Below are 21,221 nucleotides of genomic sequence, written 5' to 3'. Positions count from 1 at the left end.
GCTTCCACGGTACCGTCCGGTCAGGACTGCTCCGGCACGACCACCCGCAGGTGCGAGCCCCGGCGGGTCTTGAGGACCTCGAGCCGGTAGCCGATGTCCTGCTTCATCCGCTCCACGTGGCTGACCACCCCGATGGTCCGGCCACCGGCCTGCAGGCCGTCCAGGACCCGCATGACGTCCTCCAGGGAGGCGGCGTCCAGCGAGCCGAAGCCCTCGTCCACGAACAGGGTGTCCATGTCCACGCCGCCGGCCTCCGCCTGCACGGTGTCCGCGAGGCCGAGCGCCAGAGCCAGGGACGCCATGAACGTCTCACCCCCGGACAGGGTCCCGGCAGCCCGTTCGTCCTCCGTGTACCGGTCGAAGACGGTGATGTCCAGGCCCCGGACACCCCGCCCCCGGGCGGCGTCGTCATGCCGCAGCTCGTAACGTCCCTGCGTCATGCCCAGGAGCCGTTCGGTGGCCGAGGCCACGACCTCCTCGAGGCGTCCGGCCAGGACGTAGCTGCCCAGCGTCATCCTCAGCGTGTTCTCGCCCTGGCCCCGGACCAGCCTGAGCAACCCCTCGGCGTCCTCCAGGGCCGCCAGCTGGCCGGCCGATCGGGCGGCGACCTCGTCCAGGGCACCCACCTGGCGCCGGACCTGGCGCTGCACCGATTCCAGTCCCCCGGCACGCTCGGCCGCGTCCTCCCGCGCCCTCTCGGCCTCCGCGACCCGTCCGGCCTGCTCTTCCACCTCCTCGTCGGCGGGCGTCTCGGTCCCGGCGGCGAGCAGCTCCCGGCCGCGGACGACGGCCGCGCTGGCCTCCAGTTCCGCCAGGGCGGCCGCCTCGCGGTCCCAGTCCCGGACGCGGACGGACCGGGTCTGCTCGTCCTCCTCGTCCAGCAGGGCCGCCCGCACCTGCTCGACCGAGTCGAAGCCACTGGCCGTGAGCTCCTCGCGCAGGCCGGTCGCGGCCTGCCCGACGAGGGAGCGGGCGGTGGCGGCCCGCCGTGCGGCCTCGATGACCGCGTCCACCAGTCCGCGCGACCGGGTCAGTTCCTGCCGCAGCTCGGCCAGGCTCTCCCGGTCCTCGAGCAGGCCGGCCAGTTCGGTCCGCAGGCGTCCCGCCTCCCGGGAGGCGGTCTCGCACCGGGAGCGGGCCACCGCGGCCTCCTGCCGGGCGGCCCCGACGGTGGCCTGCCGGGCCTGGTGTTCCCGGTCGTTGTCCTCCAGGGCGGCACGCGCCGCGGCGAGGTCATCGGCGGCCCGTTCCGCCGCGTCCAGGGCCGAACGGGCCCGGGCGACGGCGGCCGTGGCCTCCTCCGGGTCCAGCCCACCGGCCGCCAGCCGACTGAGCTCGGCCGCCTCGCGGGCCCGCTCGACGGCGTCCTCGGCCGCCCGGCGCCTGGCGGTCTCCTCCTCCATGGCCCGTCGGGCCCGGTCCTGGGCCTCGGCGGAGATCTCGGTCCCGCCGGTGGCCGCCGGGGCGGGGTGCTCCACCGATCCGCAGACCTGACAGGGTTCGCCCGCCCGGAGTTCCTCGGCGAGCAGGGATGCCGCACCCGCCAGCCGGCGTTCCACCACCCGGTGCCAGGCATCCACCGCCTCCTGGGCGCGGTCCGTGGCGTCCCGTACGGCGTCCTGGGCGGCCTCGAGTCCGGCACGGTGTTCCTGGTGGGCCAGGGCAGCCTCCCGCCGGGCGGTGGCCTCGTCCATCGCGGTCCGGGCCGATTCCATCCCGGCTGCGGGGGCACCAAGGTCCTCGACCCTCTGCTGCAGGGCTCCCCGGGCCTCTGCCAGCGCCTGCCGTTCGCCGTCGGCGGTCTCCGCTCGCTCGGTCAGGGCGCTGATGGAGGACTGCAGGCGCTGGACCTCCGCGCCGAGCTCACGCAGCCTCTCGGCGTCCCGTTCCCGAGCGGACAGTCGGTCGAGTTCGCGCTCGGCCCGTTGGCGCAGGACCTCGAACCGGTCCTCCTCGGCACCGTCCGCCGCATCGGCCGCCCAGGCACGGCAGTGGGTGTCCTCCAGGGCGGTGGCCTGGGCTCCCTCGAGGGTGAGCACGGCGGAACGGCGGGCCTCCTCGGCGGCCTCGGCCTCACGCGCCCTCCGGTCCACGGTCACGGCGACCCCGTGGCGTTCCAGGGCGGCGCGGTCCTCGGCGACCTGTCCGGCACGCTCCCCGTGCCGGACGGACCGTTCCTGCCAGGCCAGGGCCTGACGCAGATCCTGCCGGCGGCGGGTCAGGGCCTCGAGGTGCTCCTGGGCCGCCGTCAGGGCCGCGGCTGCCCGCTGGCGCGCCTCCCGGGACCCGGCCACGGCGGCGTCGATGGCCGCGGCACCGCGAGCGCCCAGGTCCTCGTCCGTCCAGTCCTGCGGCCGGCAGGCCCCGCCGGAGTCCGGGCCGGTCACCGGCACCGTCAGCCCGGCTCCCTCCCCGTCCTCGCGAGAAGCCTCGTCACCAGGCTCGGGGCCGTCGTCGCCGCGTGCCCACCAGTCATCGCCGAGCCCCTCCGCGAGGCAGGAGATGAGGTCCGCGCGGGCGGCGGCCACCTGGTCCCGGTCCCGGCTGACCGCGGACTCGAGGTGCCGGTGCCGGCGGGCCAGGAAGTCCTCGACGCCGTCGAACCTCCCGGTGCCGAAGAGCTTGCGCAGGAGGGTCTCCTTGTCCGCGGACCTCGCCCGCAGGAAGGTGGCGAACTCGCCCTGGGGCAGCAGCACCACCCGCATGAACTGGTCGGCGTCGAGGTGGAGCACCTGGCCCAGCAGCTGCCCGATCTCGTCGGCGCGCACGGACACCTCCCGCCACTGGCCCTCGCGGTGCTCGCGCAGGACGGCACCGGCCTTCTCCTCCGTCAGTCCGGTGCCGTCCTTCAGCTTCCGTCTCGCCGGCCGGCGGTATCTCGGCCAGCGCTGGACCTCGAAGCGACGACCGCCCACGGTGAAGTCGAGCAGCACCTCCGGCCGGGTCCCGACCGGGGCCTGGGTGCTGGCCAGGGACTCGGGGGTGCGGTCCCCCGGGACGGATCCGTACAGCGCGAAGCAGATGCCGGCCAGCACCGTGGACTTGCCGGCACCGGTGGGACCGTCCAGCAGGAACAGTCCGGCGTCGTTGAGGAGGGTGAAGTCCACCTCCTCGCGTTCGGCGAAGGGGCCGAACGCCTGCAGGTGCAGGCAGTGGATCCTCATGCGGCGCCTCCGGTCCGGGTCTCCTCGAGGGCCAGTCGCAACAGGCCGGCCTCCTCCTCGCTGACCGGCCGCTGGCGCACGTGCTCGACGAATCCCGTGCAGACGTCCAGGTCGGTCCTCGCCGCGGCCAACCGGGCGGCGTAGGTGGAGGGCTGCCGGTCCGCGGATCCCTCCGGCTCGAGGATGAAGTTCAGCAGTCCGTCGAAGCGTTCCCTGAGACGCTGGTAGGCCTGCGGAGGGCGGACCGGGTCCGTCACCGTGACCTGGCACCAGCGGTCCTCCGCCCAGGCGTGCGCCGGGTTCCCCAGCAGGTCCTCGATCCTCCCGCGCAGCACGGCCAGCTTCCGGCCGGCGGACCAGTCCACGGTCTCCACCCCGCTGACCTCGCCGCCGGCCGTCGTCACGAGCAGACCGCCCTTGGTGTGGTTCGCCTCGGAGAAGGAATAGGGCAGGGGCGAACCGGAGTAGCGCACGGTCGGAGCCATGGCCTGGCGCCCGTGCAGGTGCCCCAGCGCGACGTAGTCGAGACCGTCGAATACCGTGACGGGGACCTGGCCGAGGGTGCCGACCACCGCCGTGGGATCCTGGTCGTCCCCGGCGCCCTCGCCCCCGCCGTCGGTCGCCGCGGTGCCCGGGCCCGGTGCCGAGGCGCCGATGTCCCGTTCGCTGTCCGATCCGGCCCCACCGGCGGCGAAGAGGTGGGCCATGACGATCACGGCCGTCCCGGCGTCGTGACCGCCCCGGCCGGCGGTGCCGAAGCGCTCGGCGGCGTCCTCACGCACCCGGCGGACGGCCTCGGCCGTCACGGTGGCGTGGTCCGAGGCCACGCCCCAGTCCTGCCCGGCCTGCCGGGGTTCGAGGTAGGGGATCCCGTAGACGGCGACCCGGCCGCCCGCGGGATCCTCCAGCACCACGGGGTCGGTGATCCGGTCCGTGCGGGTGCGCAGGTGCACGCCCGCGGCGTCCAGCAGGTGACCGCCGAAGCCCAGGCGGATCGCGGAGTCGTGGTTGCCGCTCGTGAGGATGACCCGGGCCCCCGTGCGGCTCAGCTCGGCCAGGGTCTGGTCGAGCAGTTCCACGGCGTCCGCCGCGGGCAGGGCGCGGTCGTAGACGTCCCCGGCCACCAGGACCAGGTCCACGCCGCGGTCGGCGACGGTGGCCACGAGCTGTGCGAGCACCTCGCGCTGGGACTCGAGCATGCCGGTGCCGTGGAAGGACCGGCCCAGGTGCCAGTCGGAGGTGTGCAGGATCAGCATGTGACCAACGCTATCGGGCGTCGTGGACGACATTGACCGATCTCCACGGCCGGCATCCCTACGATGGTTCCCATGACCCCGACTCCGTCACCGGCCGGTGCGCCCGGTGAGCCTCAGCCTGCCCCGTCCTATGCCTCCCGCGTCCTGGGCGTGCTCGCCGGCGGGGCCGCCGGCGACGCCCTGGGGTACACGGTCGAGTTCTCGTCCCTGGACGAGATCCGTGCCCGGTTCGGCGACGCCGGGCTGGCACACCGGCTGCAGGTCCCCGAGGTGCGCGACGGAGGCACCCTGCCGGTCAGTGACGACACCCAGATGACGCTGTTCGTGCTGGACGGGCTCCTGGAGTGGATCGAGTGGGCCAATGAGGGGTCGATGGCCGATCCGGCGGCCTGCGTCTGGCTGTCCTGCCTGCGCTGGCTCCGGACCCAGGAGGGAACGCTGCCGGCGGGGGTGCCGGAGCCACCGGCGCGGTGGCTGGACGGGCATCCGGAACTGCGCGTGCGGCGGGCCCCCGGCAACGCCTGCCTGTCCGGTCTGTCCCAGCCGGACATGGGCCTGCCCGAGAAACCCCACAACCCCGGTTCGAAGGGCTGCGGCACGGTCATGCGGTCCGCGCCGTACGGCATGGTGCCCGGGCTGGAGGACGAGTTGGTGGTCTCCCTCGCGCGCCAGGGCGCCGTCCTCACGCACGGCCACCCGGCCGCCTGGACATCGGCCGCCGCCTTCGGGCTGATGGTCTCGCGGCTGATGGCGGGCCAGGGGTTCGGTGCCGCGGTCGCCGATGCCCTGGACTGGCTCCAGACCGTTCCCGACGACGGCGGGACCGCGGACGCGCTCGGCACGGCGGTGGCGATGGCGCAGGACGCGCAGGGGGCGGGCACGCTGCCCACGGTCCTGCCCGCCGAGCTGGGCGAGGGCTGGGTGGCCGAGGAGGCACTGGCGATGGCCGTCTACGCCGTCCTGGTGACGTCCGCCGGACCCGGAGCCGGGACGGAGCCGTCCACCCACTTCCGCTCGGCGCTGCACCTGGCGATCAACCACGACGGTGACTCGGACTCCACGGCCTCCTTGGCCGGCCAGCTGCTCGGGGCCCGCTACGGCACGGCCGTCTTCCCCGGTGCCGAGGTCCCGCGGTGGATCGGTGAACGCGACCTCGTCCTTGAGGCCGCCGAGCGCTGGACCGCCGCCACGAGCTGACCGGACCCCGCACCGGGCAGCGACCGGGCCACCCCCGGTACGCCCACGCGGCGAAGGGGCAGCCAACCGGAGTTGGCTGCCCCTTCCCTTCGTGGTGGGCCTAGCGGACTGTCCTCAGAGCCGGGCACTCCACGTCTGCGTTCCCGCCAGCTTGTAGCCGGTGGTGGACGCCTTCGTGGTCACGGTGACGGCCCCGGTGTAGCGGTGGGTGCCGGCCGGCTTCTTCACCCCGTTGACGTAGTAGACGACGCCCGCCTTCGAGGGGATCTTCACCGTGTTCGCCGCGGCGCTGAACACCGGCTTGGTCGGCGTCACCGCCTGTCGGTTGTCGAACCTCCAGGACGTGGTGCCCGACAGCCTGTACATGCCGCTGGAGGCCTTGGCGGTGACGGTCCCGGCGCCGGAGTACCTGAGCGTACCGGCCGGCTTCTTCACCCCGTTGACGTAGTAGATGACGCCCGCCTTCGAGGGGATCTTCACCGTGTTGGCCGTCGCGCTGAACACCGGCTTGGTCGGCGTCACCGCGTTCCGGTTGTCGAACGTCCAGGACGTGGTGCCCGACAGCGTGTAGCTGTCGCTGGACGCCTTGGCGGTGACGGTTCCGGTGCCCCCGTACTTGTGGGTCCCGGTGGCCTTCCTCGCCCCGTTGACGTAGTAGTCCACACCCGTCTTCGCTGGGATCCTCACCGTGTTGCCCGCGGCGCTGAACACCGGCTTGGTCGGCGTCACCGCGCTCCGGAGGTCGAACGTCCACGTGCGGGCCTCGACGATGTAGTTCTCCGAGGCCGCCTCTGCCTTGACCGTCACCAGCGTGGTGGCCGGGTACGTGCCGGCCGCCTTGCGGGTCCCGTCGATGGAGTACGTGACCCCGGTGACGTCCGGGATGGTCACGGTCTTCTTGGCGGGGTCGTGGCCCGGCGAGGGGGCCGTCACGGTCTCCTTGAGGGTGCTGAGCGTGCCCGCCGTCCGTTCGGAGACGTACTGCGAGGGCGCGCCGTCGGCCGTGGTCACCGTGGCGACGACCTGGACCGGGAACCCGGCCTCGGCCTCCGTGATGGTGAACCTGCCCGTGGTGTTCGACTGGGTCGTCGTCGCGGACTCGGTGCCGTCCGGGGCGAGCCGGATCACCTGGAGTTCAAAGGACATCTCGCTGCCCGCGGTCACCGGACCCTCGACCGTGGCCGTGAGCTGGCCGTCGACCACCGGGACGGTCGTGGGCGACAGCGACACCGACAGCGGGATGCCCGGCTCGGGATCCCCGTCGACACCGTTGGTGATGTCCACGACGGCGTCGTTGAACTGCAGCTGCTCGACGTTGCGCAGCACGTCCACCGCCGGGTCGCGTCCCTCCGTCTCGACCCGGACCATGCCGTCGGGCAGGGTCGTCAACGTCGCGTCCGCACGGTCCACCGAGTAGACCACGGTGTCCGCTCCGCCGGAGGCCGTCTGGATCCGACGTTCGATCTTCAGGTCCTTCGGGTTGATGGTCCGGTCGAAGATGCGCTCGACGAACGGCTCGAGCTTGTCCGAGCGTTCCTCGCCGTAGACGATGTTCGTGTCGAGCCAGGCGTCGCCGTCGATGAAGTTCTCGCCCGCGCGGGGTTCGATCAGGTCGCTGCCCCCGCCGCCGAGGATCACGTTGTTGTTCATGTCCTCGGCCTCGAACGGCTCTCCGTCGAGGAACGGCAACGCGTAGACCGGCTTCTCGCCGCCGCCGAGCAGCTCGCGCAGACCCTCGACGCGGTCCAGCTGCGCCTGGGTCAACCGGTGGCCGTACCCGATCTTGTCCTCCTCGGGGTTGTCGAACGCGTCCCGGTTCTGGACGCCGCGGACGATGTCGTCGCCGTCGAACCCGGAGAAGGCCTCGACCTCGTCGTACCGGTCGACGATGGCGCTCTCGACGCCGGGCACGATCTGGACGGGGTCCAGGTCGGCCCGGATGAGGTGGTTCGTCTTGTCGTACGTGACCCAGTCGAACCCGAGCATGCCCGCGAAGCGGTCGGTGCCCGGACCGCCGATCATGACGTCGTCGCCGGCTTCGGCGTCGTGGTCGTTGTTGCCGGTGCGGCCCACCAGGACGTCGTGGCCGCCGTGGTACAGGCCGGCGTCATTCTGCGCGGTGTTGCTCAGGTCGCCGACGAGGAGGTCGGCGTTGGTGCCGCCGTCGATCCAGTCGTCGCCCTCGTCGCCGCGGGCGTTGTCACGTCCGGTACCGCCGAGGATGAAGTCGTTGCCGAGGCCGCCGAAGGTGGTCGAGGCGTCGTGCCCGCCGACGATGAAGTCCTGGCCGGAGCCGCCGAACAACAGGTCCCCGAGGCCCGGCCCGCCGTTGAGGGCGTCATTGCCGCCCTCGCCCTGCAGGCGGTCGTCGCCGAAGATGTCGGTGATCACGTCGTCGCCGTTGCCACCCATGAGCGCGTCGGCGCCGTCGTCACCCTCGATGGTGTCGTTGCCGCCCTTGCCCCACACGGAGTCGTCACCGAGGCCCGTGCGGATGGTGCTGTCCTGGTCGGTGTCCTGCACCACGATGTGGTCCTCGCCGCTGAAGCGCCAGCCCGAGTCCTGTGCGCCCGTGAGGCCCGCCGCGTTGAGCTCGGCCTGCCGCGTGACGCTGTCGTCGAGGTTGAACGTGAGCTGCGGTGCCGCGAACACGTCGTGCGGTACGCGGTCCGCTGTGGTGTTGCGCTGCACGATCTGGGACAGCGAGTTCGCCTCCAGCGCGTGGAACAGCGAGTTGCCCAGGTTGCGCGACAGGTAGTAGAACCGGTCGCCGTTCTGCAGGTCCTCGAGCTGCTTCTCGAAGACATGGTTGAACGTGGCGCCGAGCATGCCGCCGAAGACGTACGGCTTCTCGGCGAGGCCACCCATCCACAGGTCGATCCCGTCCAGCCCGGTCTCGGCCGCGGGGGCCTCCATGAACGCCTTGTCCTTGGACAGCTCGACGCCGGCGGCCCGCTTGGCTGCCAGGGTCTCGGCCCCGGTGACGCTGGGGTGGTTGCCGTAGGCGGCGATGAAGTTGACGATGGACTCCGGGTTCTTCATCGAGAGCCGGAAGTCCTCCCAGCTCGTGTAGGGCTTCAGCTGCGGATCGCGGGTCTCGGCGAAGAACGCCTTGCGCGCCGCCTGCAGTCCCGGCGTGCCGGTCTCCCTCGCCCGCGCCATGTTGATGGTCGCCAGGTCCAGCGGCAGTCCGAGGAGCTGGTTGCGGAGCGTGTCGGTGACGAACTCGTCCACCCCGTTGGCGGTCTGGTTCGCGAGGCCCTTGAGGATGTTGCCCGCGGCGTCGTCGGCGTTCGCGCCGGACTCAGCGAACAGGGTCGGCTTCAGGAAGGCATCCAGCAGCTTGATGTCCTTCATGGTTCCGTCAGCCTGCTGGACGGGAATGTTCTCCCGCAGCATGGAGTGCCCGAACCGGTACACGGAGTGGGCGAACTCGGCGCGGATCGAGGAGTTCACGTCCGGCTGGTAGGAGTTCTCGTTCAGCACCACCGGATCGATCTCGGGCTGGATCCGACGGGCGAACTCCTCGAAGACGAGGTGCTGGTACTGCATCTCCGCCAGGAAGCGCGCGGCCTGGAACGACCGTTCGCCCTCGTCCCAGAATCCGTCCGCGGCGAAGCGGGCCCGCAACTCGGCCGGCATGTCGACGAGTTCCGCCTCGATCTGCGCCTGGAGGCGGTTGTGCTCGGAGTGGAACACGTGGTGCACGGCGGTCAGGCCGATGTTCTCGTTGACGCGCCCGTCGCCCGCGACGTAGTGGGCGTCCAGCGCATCGTTGTCGTACCCGGGGATGACCACGCCGTCGGTGCCGGTGGTGTCGGGCTTCGGCGTGGCACCGTGGGCGATGTCGTCCAGGAACGAGGCGTTGGCCGTGAGGCCGTTGGTGGCGACCGGGGCGGTCCGGTTGCCCTGGACGAGCCCGTCCTGGGTGGCGAGCTGGGCGTTCCCGTCGGCGCTGAGGAGCAGGTGACCGTACGGGTCCGTCGCCAGCAGCGGCACGTCCAGGACGTCGAAGTCGTCGAGCTCGATGCCGAGGACCGTGCGCGCCTGGTCCTTGACGTCCTTCCAGGTGGGGAGGCCGCCGTCGGCGCCATCGAGCATCCGTCCCGTCGGAACCGGCTTGCCGTCGATCACCTCGTACTCGCGCATGAACGCGTGGTGGGAGGCGTGCGAGCCGTAGGTCTGGTTCAGGTCCACGAACGGGGTGGTGCGGTTGACGTGCTCGCGGGCACTGCCGTCCTTGCCGGTGTCGATCGTGGCGCGGGTCAGGGTCAGGAAGTTGGTGCGCCCGCCCGGGGTGTACAGCGGATCGTCCTCCTTGAGCGGAACGACGACGGTGCCGTTGCCGCCCTTGGACACCAGGTCCAGTCCGTGGTCGAAGAACTGGCCGAAGATGGTGAACAGGCTCGTGGCGGAGGCCGACAGGCCCTCGTCCGTGGCGATGTCCGGGATGACGGTGTTCGTCTCACCCTCCGGCCCGGCTCCCTCGACGCGCTCCGCCACCTGGGCGGCGGCCGGATTGGCCGTGGTCTGGTCGACGATCAGGTTGCTGATCGTGCGCGGGGCGGAGTCGTAGACGAAGCCGTCCGTCTGCTTGTAGCTCGTCGCCGCCCCGGGCGCGCTGGTGTTGTTGCCGGGGGCGAACGGCGGGGTGACCTCGGCGTCCGCGTACTGGGCGGGTACGAGACGGGGGAAGGTCTCCTGCGCCGTGCCGAATCCGTCCTGGCCGGTCATGAGGTTGTTCCACCGCCCGTCGACCGTGCGCAGCCCGTGCGGCAGGAGCGGATTGCCCACGCACGGCTTGTTGGCGGCGTTGAAGAACGTCTGGGACGCGACGTCGAACCGCTTGTCGTTGCCGCAGAGCGGCGAGGCGTCGGGGTCCTTCAGCGTCCGCTCGGCATGTGCCTCGGCGATCTCGACCTGCTTGATGATGTATTCGAGATCGCCCTGCGTGATGTTGAAGTCCTGGCCGGGTGGTGGTGCGGCGGACGCCGCCGGCATCGGCACGAGGACGCTCGTGGCGAGCAAGGCGGCCCCAACCGCCATGGTCCCTAACTTCTTGCCCGGTCGCCCGGACGTGGCCCCAGTGTTCTTCATGTTCTTTCACTCCCAAGGTGATGACGGCGCGGCAGAGCACCCGGCCCGTCGGACAAAACGGTGATGCCCCCATGAGGCTGCTCCTCGTGGGCCGCCGGGGACTGGCGGGACTCGAGGTGTCGCGACGTCTGGGTCACCGGGGGCGGTGACTTGGGACGATGCGACTACGCCGAATCTAGAAGCATGGGGATCCACCGGGAACACGAAGCGGTACTCGCCCACCGCTTCCCGCACCCCTGGGCCGCTGCGGTCAACCGGTCAGTGCTCCGACGCCGGGTGGCGGGAACCACGAGTTTGTACTCGCTCACTGCTTGTTCGCCCCTGGAGACCGTGTCGACGGACCGGGCCGATCGCCCGCCGCGGGGTGGCCGGAGGCAGGGTCCGGGAGGGTGGTCGCGGGTGCGACGGCGCGCATCGCGCGCCGTCACCGTGGCCCGGGCGTGCCGAGGCCGCGCCCGACGACGGTGCGACGGCGCTGACGGGCGCACTGTCCGTGGCCGGAGCGGACCGGTCGGCCGGGCCCCTGGGGCGGGACGCGACCTGGTCATCCCGTGCGGGAACCGCCGGGGAGATGCCGCGGTGACGCGGCCAGTCCGGTTCGCCCGGGAGGGGCGGCCCGGGACGGGGAGCGCCCGCCCCGGCCGGACCACCGCCGTCCTCGTGGCCGGCTACGCCTAAGCGGCCGTCTCGGGCCAGTTGCCGTCCAGCATCTGCAGGAACTCGGGCTCGGAGACCAGCTCGACGTGCTGGCCGTTGCGCCGGCGGGTCAGAGCGTCCCGCGTCTTGCGGTGTCCCAGGGCTCCCCCGCGCGCGCCGGTGGCCAGGTCCGCCGGCCGGAAGCCGTCGCCCACCACGAGCATCGTCGTCTGGCCGTTGATCCTGCTGGACGGCTGGGCCCCGCACTCGGCGGCACGGTTCTTGGCGTCCTGCCGGGACATGCCCAGGTTGCCGGTGAAGACCACCGTGTGGCCGAACAACGGGTGGGCGGGGTCGGCATCGGGCGCCGGGGCGGCGTTGGTGCCCTCGTCCGGCCAGTGCATCAGGTCGGGCATGGCGGAGGAACGGGGCAATGCCGCCTCGGCGTCGAACACCGGGCCCAGGCCCCGCGCCTGGCGGGTCGCCCGGGACTCCGGGCCCTGCCCGGCGCGCCGCGGCTCGAGCCGGCGCAGGTGGATCCCCTCGGCGGCCAGCACACGGGCCAGGCCCCGCTCCAGGACGGCCGTCGCCCCCGTCACCCCTGTCGCTTCCGGTGCCCCGCCCCCGTCGAGCGTCGCCGCCGTCCCGGGGCCGAACGGCACCGCCGCGGACGCCGGTGTGCTCGTCCTGCGGGACACCACGTCGATCATGATCCGCGCGCAGGCCTCGGCGTCGGCGAGCGCGTCGTGGTGGTTCCTCAACTCGTAACCGGCCTCCCGGGCCGCCACGGGCAGGGCGTACGAGGGCAGGTCGTAGGTGCGCCGGGCCATCACGAGCGAGCAGGCGTAGTCGATCTGTGGGATGTCCATCCCCGAGACCTCGAGCGCGGACTCGATCACGCCGATGTCGAACCCGGCGTTGTGGGCCACCACGGGGTCCTCCCCGATGAAGCCGGCCAGGTCGGGGAACAGGTCCCCGAAGCGCGGTGCCGAGGCCACCTGGCCGGCGGTGATGCCATGGATGCGCACGTTGCGGGCGTCGAAACGGTCGAAACCCGCCGGCGGCCGCATCAGCCAGTACGCCCGCTCGACCGGTTGCCCGCCCCGGACGCGGACCAGCCCGACCGAGCACGGGGAGCCGCGGAAGCCGTTGGCGGTCTCGAAGTCGAGGGCGGTGAAGTCCAGTGCGGTGTCCTCCCCTGTCATCAGCGGTCCTCGACCGGCGCGGTCGCCCCCGCGGCGGTGGAACCGGCGCCCAGCACCCGGATGAGCTCGGGCAGCAGCTGGCGGAAGGCCATGCCCCGATGGCTGATCGAGTTCTTCTCGGCCGCGGAGAGCTCGGCCACGGATTCCGACCGCCCGTGCGGCCTCAGGATCGGGTCGTAGCCGAATCCCCCGTCTCCGCGCGGTTCCGTGAGCAGGGCCCCCGTGAGGAACCCCGTCTCGACGAGTTCCTCACCCGTGGGCGTCACCATCGCGGCGGCGCAGACGAAGGCCGCCTGGCGGTGTTCGGGCCCCACGTCCGCCAGCTGGTCCAGCAGCAGCCGCAGGTTCGCCGCGTCGTCACCGTGCCGTCCGGCCCAGCGGGCCGAGAAGATCCCGGGAGCACCCCCCAGCACCTCCACGGCCAGGCCGGAGTCGTCGGCCACGGCCACCAGCCCCGTGTGGGCCGACACGGCACGGGCCTTCTTCAGGGAATTCTCCTCGAACGTGACGCCGTCCTCGACCACGTCCGGAGCGCCTGCCGCCTCGGCATCGATGACCTGGGTGTCCACGTCCAGGCCGGGGACCTTCCCGCGCAGGAGTTCGCGCAGTTCACGCAGCTTGCCCTGGTTGCGGGTCGCCAGGACCAGCCGCGGCCCGGCGCCGGGGCTCTCGACCCCGCTCACCGGTCACCGGCGAGGGTCTCGCGCTGGATCCGGGTCAGCTCGGCCGTGCCCTCCACCGCCAGGTCGAGCAGCGCGTCGAGTTCGGCCCGCCGGAACGGCGCACCCTCGGCGGTGCCCTGGACCTCCACGAAGTCCCCGGCCCCGGTGACCACGACGTTCATGTCCGTCTCCGCGCGCACGTCCTCGACGTACGGCAGGTCCAGCATGGGCACGCCGTCGATGATCCCGACGGACACGGCCGCCACGGAGTCCTTCAGCGGCTGCGCCGCGGCCGGGATGATGCCCTGGCCCTTGGCCCACGTGATGGCGTCCGCGAGGGCCACGTACGCGCCCGTGATGGCGGCCGTGCGGGTGCCGCCGTCGGCCTCCAGCACGTCGCAGTCCAGCACGATGGTGTTCTCCCCGAGGACCTTGAGGTCGATGATGGCGCGCAGGGACCGGCCGATCAACCGGGAGATCTCATGGGTCCTGCCCCCGATCCTGCCCTTGACCGACTCGCGCTGGGAACGGGTGTTCGTGGCCCGCGGCAGCATGGCGTACTCGGCGGTGACCCAGCCCGTGCCCTCGCCCTTGAGCCACCGGGGCACCCCCTCGGTGAAGGACGCGGTGCACAGTACCCGGGTGTTGCCGAACTCGATCAACGCCGAGCCCTCGGCCTGACGGGACCAGCCCCGGGTGATGCTGATGGGCCGCAGGGCGTTGACGGCCCGGCCGTCCTGCCGGGCCGCGGCGCCACCGGTCCCGGGGGCGGGGCTGGTCGTGGGCAGGACAGGGCTTCCGGGGTTCCCGGACGTCGATGAGGTCATGACCGCCATCCTACCGAGCGGCTCAGACCCGATAGGTGACCCCCGAGACCGCCACGGCCAGGTCGCCGTCGAACGCCTCGCGTGCCTCGACCGACGCCGTCAGCGGATCCGTCCACACGGGCAGGTGGGTCAGCAGCAGCCGTCGCGCACCGGCGTCGGAGGCCATCTGGCCGGCGCGGCGGCCGGTCAGATGCACGCCGTCGATGCCGTCGTCACGGCCCTCCTGGAAGGCCGCCTCGCACAGGAACAGGTCGGCGTCCCGCGCGGCCTCCACGAGGCCCTCGCAGGTGTCCGTGTCCCCGGAGTAGGTCAGCACCCGGCGCACGTCCTCGCCGTCCGGCCCGGGCCCGGTGGTCTCCACCCGCAGGGCGTAGGCCTCCTCGATGGGGTGGCGCACGGGGACCGGGGTGACGGTGAACGGGCCGATGGTCACCGGCTCGTGGGACCGCCAGTGCCGGAAGTCGAAGTCGGGGTGCATCCCCGGGTCCGGGTCCAGCCCGTAGGCGATGGCCATCCGGTCCGCGGTGTCCGCCGGCCCGTAGACCGGGACGTGGACGCCCTTCCAGCCGTAGGGGTTCCAGCGGATCGCCACGTGCAGCCCGCACAGGTCCATGCAGTGGTCCGGGTGCAGGTGGGAGAGCAGCACGGCATCGATGTCGTCCAGGCTCATGTACCGCTGCAGGGTGCCCAGGGCACCGTTGCCCAGGTCCATCAGGATGCGCCAGGTCTTGGGCGCGGATCCGTCCTCGGTACGCCCCTCGGCCGTGACCAGGTAGCACGATGCCGGGGAGCCCGGCCCGGGGAAGGACCCGGAGGCACCGATGATCGTGAGCTTCACCCTGTTGCTGGCCTTCCCTGCGTGGTGGTCGACGGCGAGGTCGCGAGGTTTCCGTCCACTGTACTGGTCACCGGCCGCCGGCCGTCGCGTGCGGCCGCGAGCATCTCCGGGGTGATCCGGGCGAGCACGCCGGTGGGATAGCGCTCCGAGATGTGGTCCACGTGCTGCACGCCGCCGACCTCCGGTCCGAGGAAGCGCCGGGCCAGCCGCTCGAACTGCTGCGGGTCACCCGTCGCCATGAACCGGTGCCCCGTCGCCTCGTCCACCCCGGCCGGGCGTTCCAGGCCGTGCCGGACCAGGGCCCGGTACACGTCCTTCGCCGTCTCCTCCGCGGAGGAGACCAGGGTGACGTCCTCACCCATGACCAGGGAGATCACGCCGGTCAGCAGGGGGTAGTGTGTGCAGCCCAGCACGAGGGTGTCCACGCCGGCGGCCTTCAGCGGCGCCAGGTATTCCTCGGCCGTGGCCAGCAGCTCGGCACCGGTGGTGATCCCCGCCTCCACGAATTCCACGAAGCGGGGGCAGGCCACCGAGGTGATCCGCAATTGGGGGGCGGCGGCGAACGTGTCCTCGTAGGCCCTCGAGCCCACCGTCGCCTCCGTGCCGATCACCCCGACGTGCCCGTTGCGCGTGGCCGCGACCGCGCGCCGGACGGCCGGCTGGATGACCTCGACCACGGGGATCCCGTACCGGGCCGTGTACCGCTCCCGGGCGTCACGCAGCACGGCCGCCGAGGCGGAGTTGCACGCGATGACCAGGACCTTGACGCCCGCGTCCACCAGTTCGTCCATGATCCCGAGCGCGAAGGCCCGCACCTGGGCGATGCTGCGCGGGCCGTAGGGTCCGTGGGCCGTGTCCCCCACGTAGGCGATCTCCTCGCCGGGCAACTGGTCGATGATCGCCCGGGCGACCGTCAGTCCGCCCACCCCGGAGTCGAACACCCCGATCGGTGCCAGGCCGGCCGGCGTGGGGTCAGCGTCCGCGGGGGCCGGTCCGGGGCGCACGAAGGTCTGGGAGTTCTGGGTCATGGTCCTTCAGAGGATAGGCGCAGAGCGACGCGTCAGTCGGGAAGGCGCGTGGACAGGGCCACCATGAGCGTCTCCAGCAGCCACGTGGTGAAGTTGTACAGCAGGGCCATGTAGGACTCCACGTCCGTGGCCTCGGACCAGTCGTCCACCTCGTGGACCCTCTCGGCGTCCTCCTCGGTCTCGATGCCCAGCCGGGACGAGAGCACCAGGCGCACGTCGTTCAGGGCACGGCTGAAGGAGACCGCCTCGGGCTCGGTCAGCACGACGGGGTTGGCCTGCAGTGCGGCCACCGCCCGCTGCAGGTCCTGGGTCTTGGACCGGCGCACGGCGTCCTCGGTGAGGGCGCGGAACTCCCCCGCCGCCCGGTCCGCCGCGCCGGAGTCCCCCTCGTCGCCGTCGTCGCGGTCGTCACCCACGACGCCGTCCGGCAGCAGGCGCGCCAGCGCCGGGTCCTCGGGAGCGGGACGGTACGGGGCCGCCGTCGGGACCGTTCCGGCTCCGGGCCCGGCACCGTCCGAGACTCCGGGCAGCCCACCGTCCCGCAGCGGTCCGAGGCCGGCCACGATGTCCCAGAAGGCGTCCCCGTCCGGACCCTCGGTGTCGGGCCGGTCGGCCATCACGGCGGCGGGATTCCCGGGCCGGTCCCTGTCGAGGAGCTGGATGACGTCCTGGAACAGGGTGCGCAGCAACCGGCGTTCGGCACGCTCGAGGTCGGCCACGAACCCCTTCGGCGTGGACTTGAAGGCACGCGCCATCAGGCGCCCTCGCCCGTCTCGTGCTGAAGGGTGGCCCACAGGCCGTACCCGTGCATTGCCTGCACGTGCCGCTCGGCCTCCTCGCGCTGGCCCGAGGCCACGATCGCCCTGCCCTCCTGGTGGACCTGCAGCATCAGCCGGTCGGCCTTCTCCCGGCTGAACCCGAAGTAGGACCGGAACACGTAGGAGACGTAGCTCATGAGATTGACCGGGTCGTTCCACACGATCACCTGCCAGGGACGGTCCAGCAGGGTGAGCCGCGCGGGGTCCGGACGTTCGAGCAGGCCGGTGGACCCGCCGGGCACCTGGTCGGGCGAGGCGCCGGGCGGCACGGGAACCTGACTGCACCACACCATGGCGCCCATTCTACGCGGCCGCCGGTCCACGGACCGGGTGGTCACTGGCTGTAGGGTGACTGGCGTGACCGAGCTGACTTCGACGCGGGACACGGGCTGGCTGCTGCCCACCTCGCTGTTCACGGACCACTACGAACTGACCATGCTGCAGGCCGCCCTGAGGTCCGGGGCGGCGCACCGCCGCAGCGTCTTCGAGGTGTTCTCCCGCCGGCTGGCCGAGGGCCGCCGGTACGGCGTCGTCGCCGGGACCGGGCGGTTGCTCGAGGGACTGGCCACGTTCCGGTTCGGCGCCGGCGAGCTCGACTTCCTGGCGGACCACCGCGTGGTGGATGACGCCACGCTGCAGTGGCTGGCGGACTTCCACTTCTCGGGCAACATCTTCGGCTACGCCGAGGGCGAGGCCTACTTCCCCTACTCCCCCATCCTGCAGGTGGAGTCCTCCTTCGCCGAGGCCTGCATCCTGGAGACCTACCTGCTCTCCGTGCTCAACTACGACTCGGCGGTGGCCTCGGCCGCCTCGCGGATGACCTCCGTGGCGGCGGACCGTCCGTGCATCGAGATGGGTGCCCGCCGCATCAACGAGGAGGCCGCCGTCGCGGCCGCCCGCGCCGCCGTCATCGCCGGGTTCGACTCGACCTCGAACCTGGCGGCCGGCGAGCGCTACGGGGTGAAGACCGTCGGCACGGCGGCCCACTCGTTCACGCTGCTGCACGACTCGGAGCGCGAGGCCTTCGAGGCGCAGGTCACGGCCCTCGGGCGGGACACCACGCTGCTGGTGGACACCTATGACGTCGAGCAGGGTGTGCGGACGGCCGTCGAGGTCGCCGGCACCGCGCTGCGCAATGTCCGGCTCGACTCCGGTGACCTCGTCGAGCAGGCCCACCGGGTGCGGAGGCTGCTGGACGACCTCGGCAACACCAGCACCGGCATCATGGTCACCTCCGACCTGGACGAGTACGCCATCGCCTACCTGCGGTCGGCGCCGGTGGACTCCTACGGCGTGGGCACCCGGCTGGTCACCGGTTCCGGCGCGCCGACGGCCTCCATGGTCTACAAGCTGGTCAGCCGCCAGGACGACGACGGCACCTGGGTGGACGTGGCCAAGGCCTCCTCCGGCAAGGGTTCGATGGGCGGCCGCAAGTTCGCCGCGCGCCAGCTCGACGCCCCCGGCCGGGCCACCGCCGAGCTGGTCGGCGTCAACGAGCCGCCGGACGCGGACTCCAACGACCGCCCGCTGCAGCACGCGCTGGTGCTGGACGGCGAGCTGCAACCCGGATGGACGGGACCGGAGGCGGTGGTCCGGGCCGCCCGGCGGCACCAGGACTCCCGTTCCGAGCTGCCCGCCGCGGTGCGTAGACTTCAGCCCGGCGAGCCGGCCATACCCACCGTCTTCACCGAGGCCTGACTCACCGGTCCAACCCGCGGTGGCGCCTCGCCACCACCCGTCTCCCCACGCACAGAACAGGAAAGAATCCCACCATGCGTGCCTTGGTCATCGTGGACGTACAGAACGACTTCTGTGAGGGCGGCTCCCTGGCCGTCGAGGGCGGCGCCGAGACCGCCGCGAGGATCACCGCCTTCCTGGACGAGCGCGGTTCCGAGTTCGACGCCGTCGTGGCCACCCGCGACTGGCACGTCGATCCCGGCCCGCACTTCGCCGCCGAGGACGCCGAGCCGGACTACACCGAGTCCTGGCCGGTGCACTGCGTGGCCGGCACGGCAGGCGCCGAGCTGCACCCGGCCCTGGACTCCGAATACCTCGACGCCCAGTTCCTCAAGGGCCGCTTCGACAGCTCCTACTCGGGCTTCGACGCCCAGCTCGGCAGCCCCGACATGGTCCGCTCCGGCGCCCCCGAGGGCACCGCGGGTCCCTTCGGCGCCACCGCCGCCGCGGCCACGGCCGTCGAGGACGGCGCCCCCGGCCTGGACGACTGGCTGCGCCAGCAGGGCGTGAACTCGGTGGTGGTCGTAGGGATCGCCACGGACCACTGCGTCAAGGCCACCGTGCTGGACGCTATCGACGCCGGCTATGACACGTTCGTCTACACCGACCTGGTCGCCGGGGTGGACGCCGAGCGCTCCGAGGAGGCCCTCCAGCTGATGGAGGAGAACGGCGCCGTCCTGCAGGCCTGGGGCGGATCGGCCGAGTAGTCGCCCTGCCCTCGAGGCGACTGCGGTCGCCGGGTCCGGCCACCCGGTGATCTTTCGGCGCGCCACCGGGGCGCAGGGGCATAACCCCTGGTTTGCGCCCGGGTTTTCCCTGCTGGCAGGATGGTGCCGATCCGTGGCAGTGGGCCGCGGATCTCCCTGACTCGTGAGAGGAAACCGATGTCTACTCCCGGTGACAGTCCGGGGCACAGTCTGTGCCCCCCGCTGACACGCGCGCAGGCGCGCACGACGTGTGGTGGGGGGTGTAAGAAGTGGAAGTAGTCTCGATCCTCATCGGCCTGGTCCTGATCGGTGCGTGCGCCCTGTTCGTGGCGGCGGAGTTCTCCCTGATCACGGTCAACAAGAACGACGTGCGGGACGCCGCCGCGACCGGGGACAGGAAGTCCGCCGGTGTGCTCACGGCGATGAACACGCTCTCCACCCAGCTCTCGGGTGCCCAGCTGGGCATCACGCTGACCAACCTGGGCATCGGCTTCCTGGCCGAGCCGGCCATCGCAGCCCTCGTGGTGGGTCCGCTGGAGCAGGCCGGGCTGGCGGAGCCGCTGGCGCGGTCCGTCTCCGTGGCCCTGGCCCTGGTGATCGCGACGCTGCTGACCATGGTGTTCGGTGAGCTGGTGCCCAAGAACCTGGCGATCGCCCGGCCGCTGGCCACCGCGCGCGCAGTGTCCGGGTTCCAGCGTGCCTTCAGCACGGTCACCGGGCCGCTGCTGACGTTCTTCAACGGGACGGCCAACCGGATCGTGCGGGCGCTGGGCATCGAGCCGCAGGAGGAGCTGGCCTCGGCCCGTTCTCCCGAGGAATTGACGGTACTGGTAGGACATTCGGCCCGCCAGGGCGTGCTGCCCGAACAGACCGCCCAGCTCGTCCAGCGCTCCTTCGCGTTCGGCACGCGGCGGGCCCACGACGCGATGACCCCCGGGACCCGCATCGTCAGTCTCACTCCGGGGCAGAGCGTGCAGGACATGCTCTCCACGGCGGCGGCGACCGGCCACTCCCGGTTCCCGGTCATGGAACCCGGATCGCCCGAGGTGCAGGGCATCGTCCACGTCCGCCGGGGCCTGGCCGTGCCGTTCCCTGACCGCGGGCACACCCCGGTCGCCACCGTCATGGACGAGCCGACCTTGATGCCGGACACCGTGGAGTTGGACGACCTGATGGACACCCTGCGCGCCGGTGGGCTGCAGATGGCCGTGCTGATCGACGAGACCGGTGACGTGGCCGGGCTAATCACCCTGGAGGACCTGGTCGAGGAGCTCGTGGGTGAGGTCGTGGACGAGCACGACCCGGACGAGGGGACCAGTGAGCACCTGCCCGACGGGACCTGGCGGCTCGACGGGGCCCTGCGCCCCGATGAGGTCAGCACGCTGCTGGGGCACCACATCCCGGAAGGCTCCGACTATGACACCCTCGCCGGGTTCCTGACCCTGCACCTGGGGTCGATCGCCACAGTCGGGGACGAGGTCGAGATCGACACCGAACCGGCCCACGGGTATCGGGCCGCACGGATCACCCTGCGCGTGGAAGAGATGGACGGGGCACGCATTGCCCAGATCAGCGCCTCCGCCACCCCCCTCGAGACGGAAGAGAGTGCCCGCTAGTGGATACCGTGGGAATCATCCTGACCATCGTGCTGCTCGCGGCCAACTTCTTCTTCGTCGGCGCCGAGTTCTCCCTGATCGCCGCCCGGCGGTCCATCATCGAACCCCGGGCCCAGGAGGGCGGCCGGGCCGCCCGGATGACCCTGTGGGCGATCGAGAACGTCTCGCTGATGATGGCGGGCGCCCAATTGGGCATCACCGTGTGTTCCCTGGCCCTGGGGTACGTCACCAAGCCGATGGTCGTCTACGCCCTGCAGGGACCGTTCGAGGCCCTGGGCGTACCAGAGGCGGCGATCGACACCATCGCCTACGTCATCGCCTACGCCCTGGTGACCTACCTGCACGTCGTGCTCGGCGAGATGGTGCCCAAGAACATCGCCCTGGCCGGACCGGAGCGGATGGCCCTGGTGCTCGGACCGGCACTGGTCGTCGT

General features: G+C 71.9%; 15 protein-coding genes. 5 read left to right on the top strand and 10 right to left on the bottom strand.

Annotated features, from left to right (window positions below; all coding sequences use genetic code 11):
• Positions 1 to 20: 20 nt before the first annotated feature.
• A complete protein-coding gene (locus tag PLJ28_RS09320) occupies positions 21 to 3,164 on the bottom strand; it encodes an AAA family ATPase (RefSeq protein WP_183524685.1) in 3,144 nt (1,047 codons plus the stop codon).
• Positions 3,161 to 4,420 carry an exonuclease SbcCD subunit D gene (locus tag PLJ28_RS09315; RefSeq protein WP_183524682.1) on the bottom strand — a complete coding sequence of 420 codons (1,260 nt, stop codon included), beginning with the start codon at positions 4,418 to 4,420 and terminating at the stop codon, positions 3,161 to 3,163. Before PLJ28_RS09315 ends, PLJ28_RS09320 begins: the two co-directional genes overlap by 4 nt.
• Before the next feature lie 72 nt (positions 4,421 to 4,492).
• Here PLJ28_RS09315 and PLJ28_RS09310 point away from each other — a divergent pair, with 72 nt between their 5' ends.
• Complete coding sequence (locus tag PLJ28_RS09310; RefSeq protein WP_183524679.1) at positions 4,493 to 5,617, top strand: ADP-ribosylglycohydrolase family protein; 1,125 nt, start codon at positions 4,493 to 4,495, stop codon at positions 5,615 to 5,617.
• A gap of 114 nt (positions 5,618 to 5,731) precedes the next feature.
• Here PLJ28_RS09310 and PLJ28_RS09305 read toward each other — a convergent pair whose 3' ends face one another.
• The 8 genes from PLJ28_RS09305 to clpS form a co-directional block, all read right to left on the bottom strand.
• Complete coding sequence (locus PLJ28_RS09305; protein WP_324590055.1) at positions 5,732 to 10,645, bottom strand: peroxidase family protein; 4,914 nt, start codon at positions 10,643 to 10,645, stop codon at positions 5,732 to 5,734.
• A 743-nt stretch (positions 10,646 to 11,388) separates the two neighbouring features.
• The gene (locus PLJ28_RS09300; RefSeq protein ID WP_183524673.1) at positions 11,389 to 12,555 is read right to left on the bottom strand and encodes a 3'-5' exonuclease; all 1,167 of its coding nucleotides are present in this window, start codon (positions 12,553 to 12,555) and stop codon (positions 11,389 to 11,391) included.
• Positions 12,555 to 13,238 (bottom strand): RdgB/HAM1 family non-canonical purine NTP pyrophosphatase, encoded by a 684-nt coding sequence (rdgB, locus tag PLJ28_RS09295; RefSeq protein WP_183524670.1) that lies wholly within the window; start codon positions 13,236 to 13,238, stop codon positions 12,555 to 12,557. The genes PLJ28_RS09300 and rdgB overlap by 1 nt, the downstream gene beginning before the upstream one ends.
• Positions 13,235 to 14,044 carry a ribonuclease PH gene (gene rph, locus PLJ28_RS09290; protein ID WP_255459406.1) on the bottom strand — a complete coding sequence of 270 codons (810 nt, stop codon included), beginning with the start codon at positions 14,042 to 14,044 and terminating at the stop codon, positions 13,235 to 13,237. Before rph ends, rdgB begins: the two co-directional genes overlap by 4 nt.
• Before the next feature lie 22 nt (positions 14,045 to 14,066).
• Positions 14,067 to 14,882: an MBL fold metallo-hydrolase gene (locus PLJ28_RS09285; protein ID WP_183524667.1), complete on the bottom strand. Its 816-nt coding sequence runs from the start codon at positions 14,880 to 14,882 to the stop codon at positions 14,067 to 14,069.
• A complete protein-coding gene (murI, locus tag PLJ28_RS09280) occupies positions 14,879 to 15,910 on the bottom strand; it encodes a glutamate racemase (protein WP_298045344.1) in 1,032 nt (343 codons plus the stop codon). The genes PLJ28_RS09285 and murI overlap by 4 nt, the downstream gene beginning before the upstream one ends.
• Positions 15,911 to 15,942: 32 nt before the next feature.
• Positions 15,943 to 16,665, bottom strand: coding sequence for a DUF2017 family protein (locus PLJ28_RS09275; protein ID WP_298045345.1), 723 nt, complete (start codon positions 16,663 to 16,665; stop codon positions 15,943 to 15,945).
• Positions 16,665 to 17,021 carry an ATP-dependent Clp protease adapter ClpS gene (clpS, locus tag PLJ28_RS09270; protein WP_221243338.1) on the bottom strand — a complete coding sequence of 119 codons (357 nt, stop codon included), beginning with the start codon at positions 17,019 to 17,021 and terminating at the stop codon, positions 16,665 to 16,667. Before clpS ends, PLJ28_RS09275 begins: the two co-directional genes overlap by 1 nt.
• A 64-nt stretch (positions 17,022 to 17,085) precedes the next feature.
• Between clpS and PLJ28_RS09265 the strand changes: the two genes are divergently transcribed.
• From PLJ28_RS09265 to PLJ28_RS09250, 4 genes are all read left to right on the top strand, one after another.
• Positions 17,086 to 18,426, top strand: a complete 1,341-nt coding sequence (locus tag PLJ28_RS09265) for a nicotinate phosphoribosyltransferase (RefSeq protein ID WP_298045347.1) — start codon at positions 17,086 to 17,088, stop codon at positions 18,424 to 18,426.
• A 74-nt stretch (positions 18,427 to 18,500) separates the two neighbouring features.
• Complete coding sequence (locus PLJ28_RS09260; protein ID WP_183524657.1) at positions 18,501 to 19,172, top strand: isochorismatase family protein; 672 nt, start codon at positions 18,501 to 18,503, stop codon at positions 19,170 to 19,172.
• Positions 19,173 to 19,441: 269 nt separating this feature from the next.
• Entirely contained in the window at positions 19,442 to 20,788 is a 1,347-nt protein-coding gene (locus PLJ28_RS09255; RefSeq protein WP_183524654.1) for a hemolysin family protein, read from the top strand.
• The coding region (locus PLJ28_RS09250; protein WP_324590054.1) for a CNNM domain-containing protein at positions 20,788 to 21,221 on the top strand (434 nt) is incomplete at its 3' end. The genes PLJ28_RS09255 and PLJ28_RS09250, both read left to right, overlap by 1 nt.

Source organism: Citricoccus sp. (genome assembly GCF_035445025.1).
Classification (GTDB): Bacteria; Actinomycetota; Actinomycetes; order Actinomycetales; family Micrococcaceae; genus Citricoccus.
Note: the sequence above shows the minus strand (reverse complement) of the source record. Positions and strands in the feature narration are given on the sequence as shown.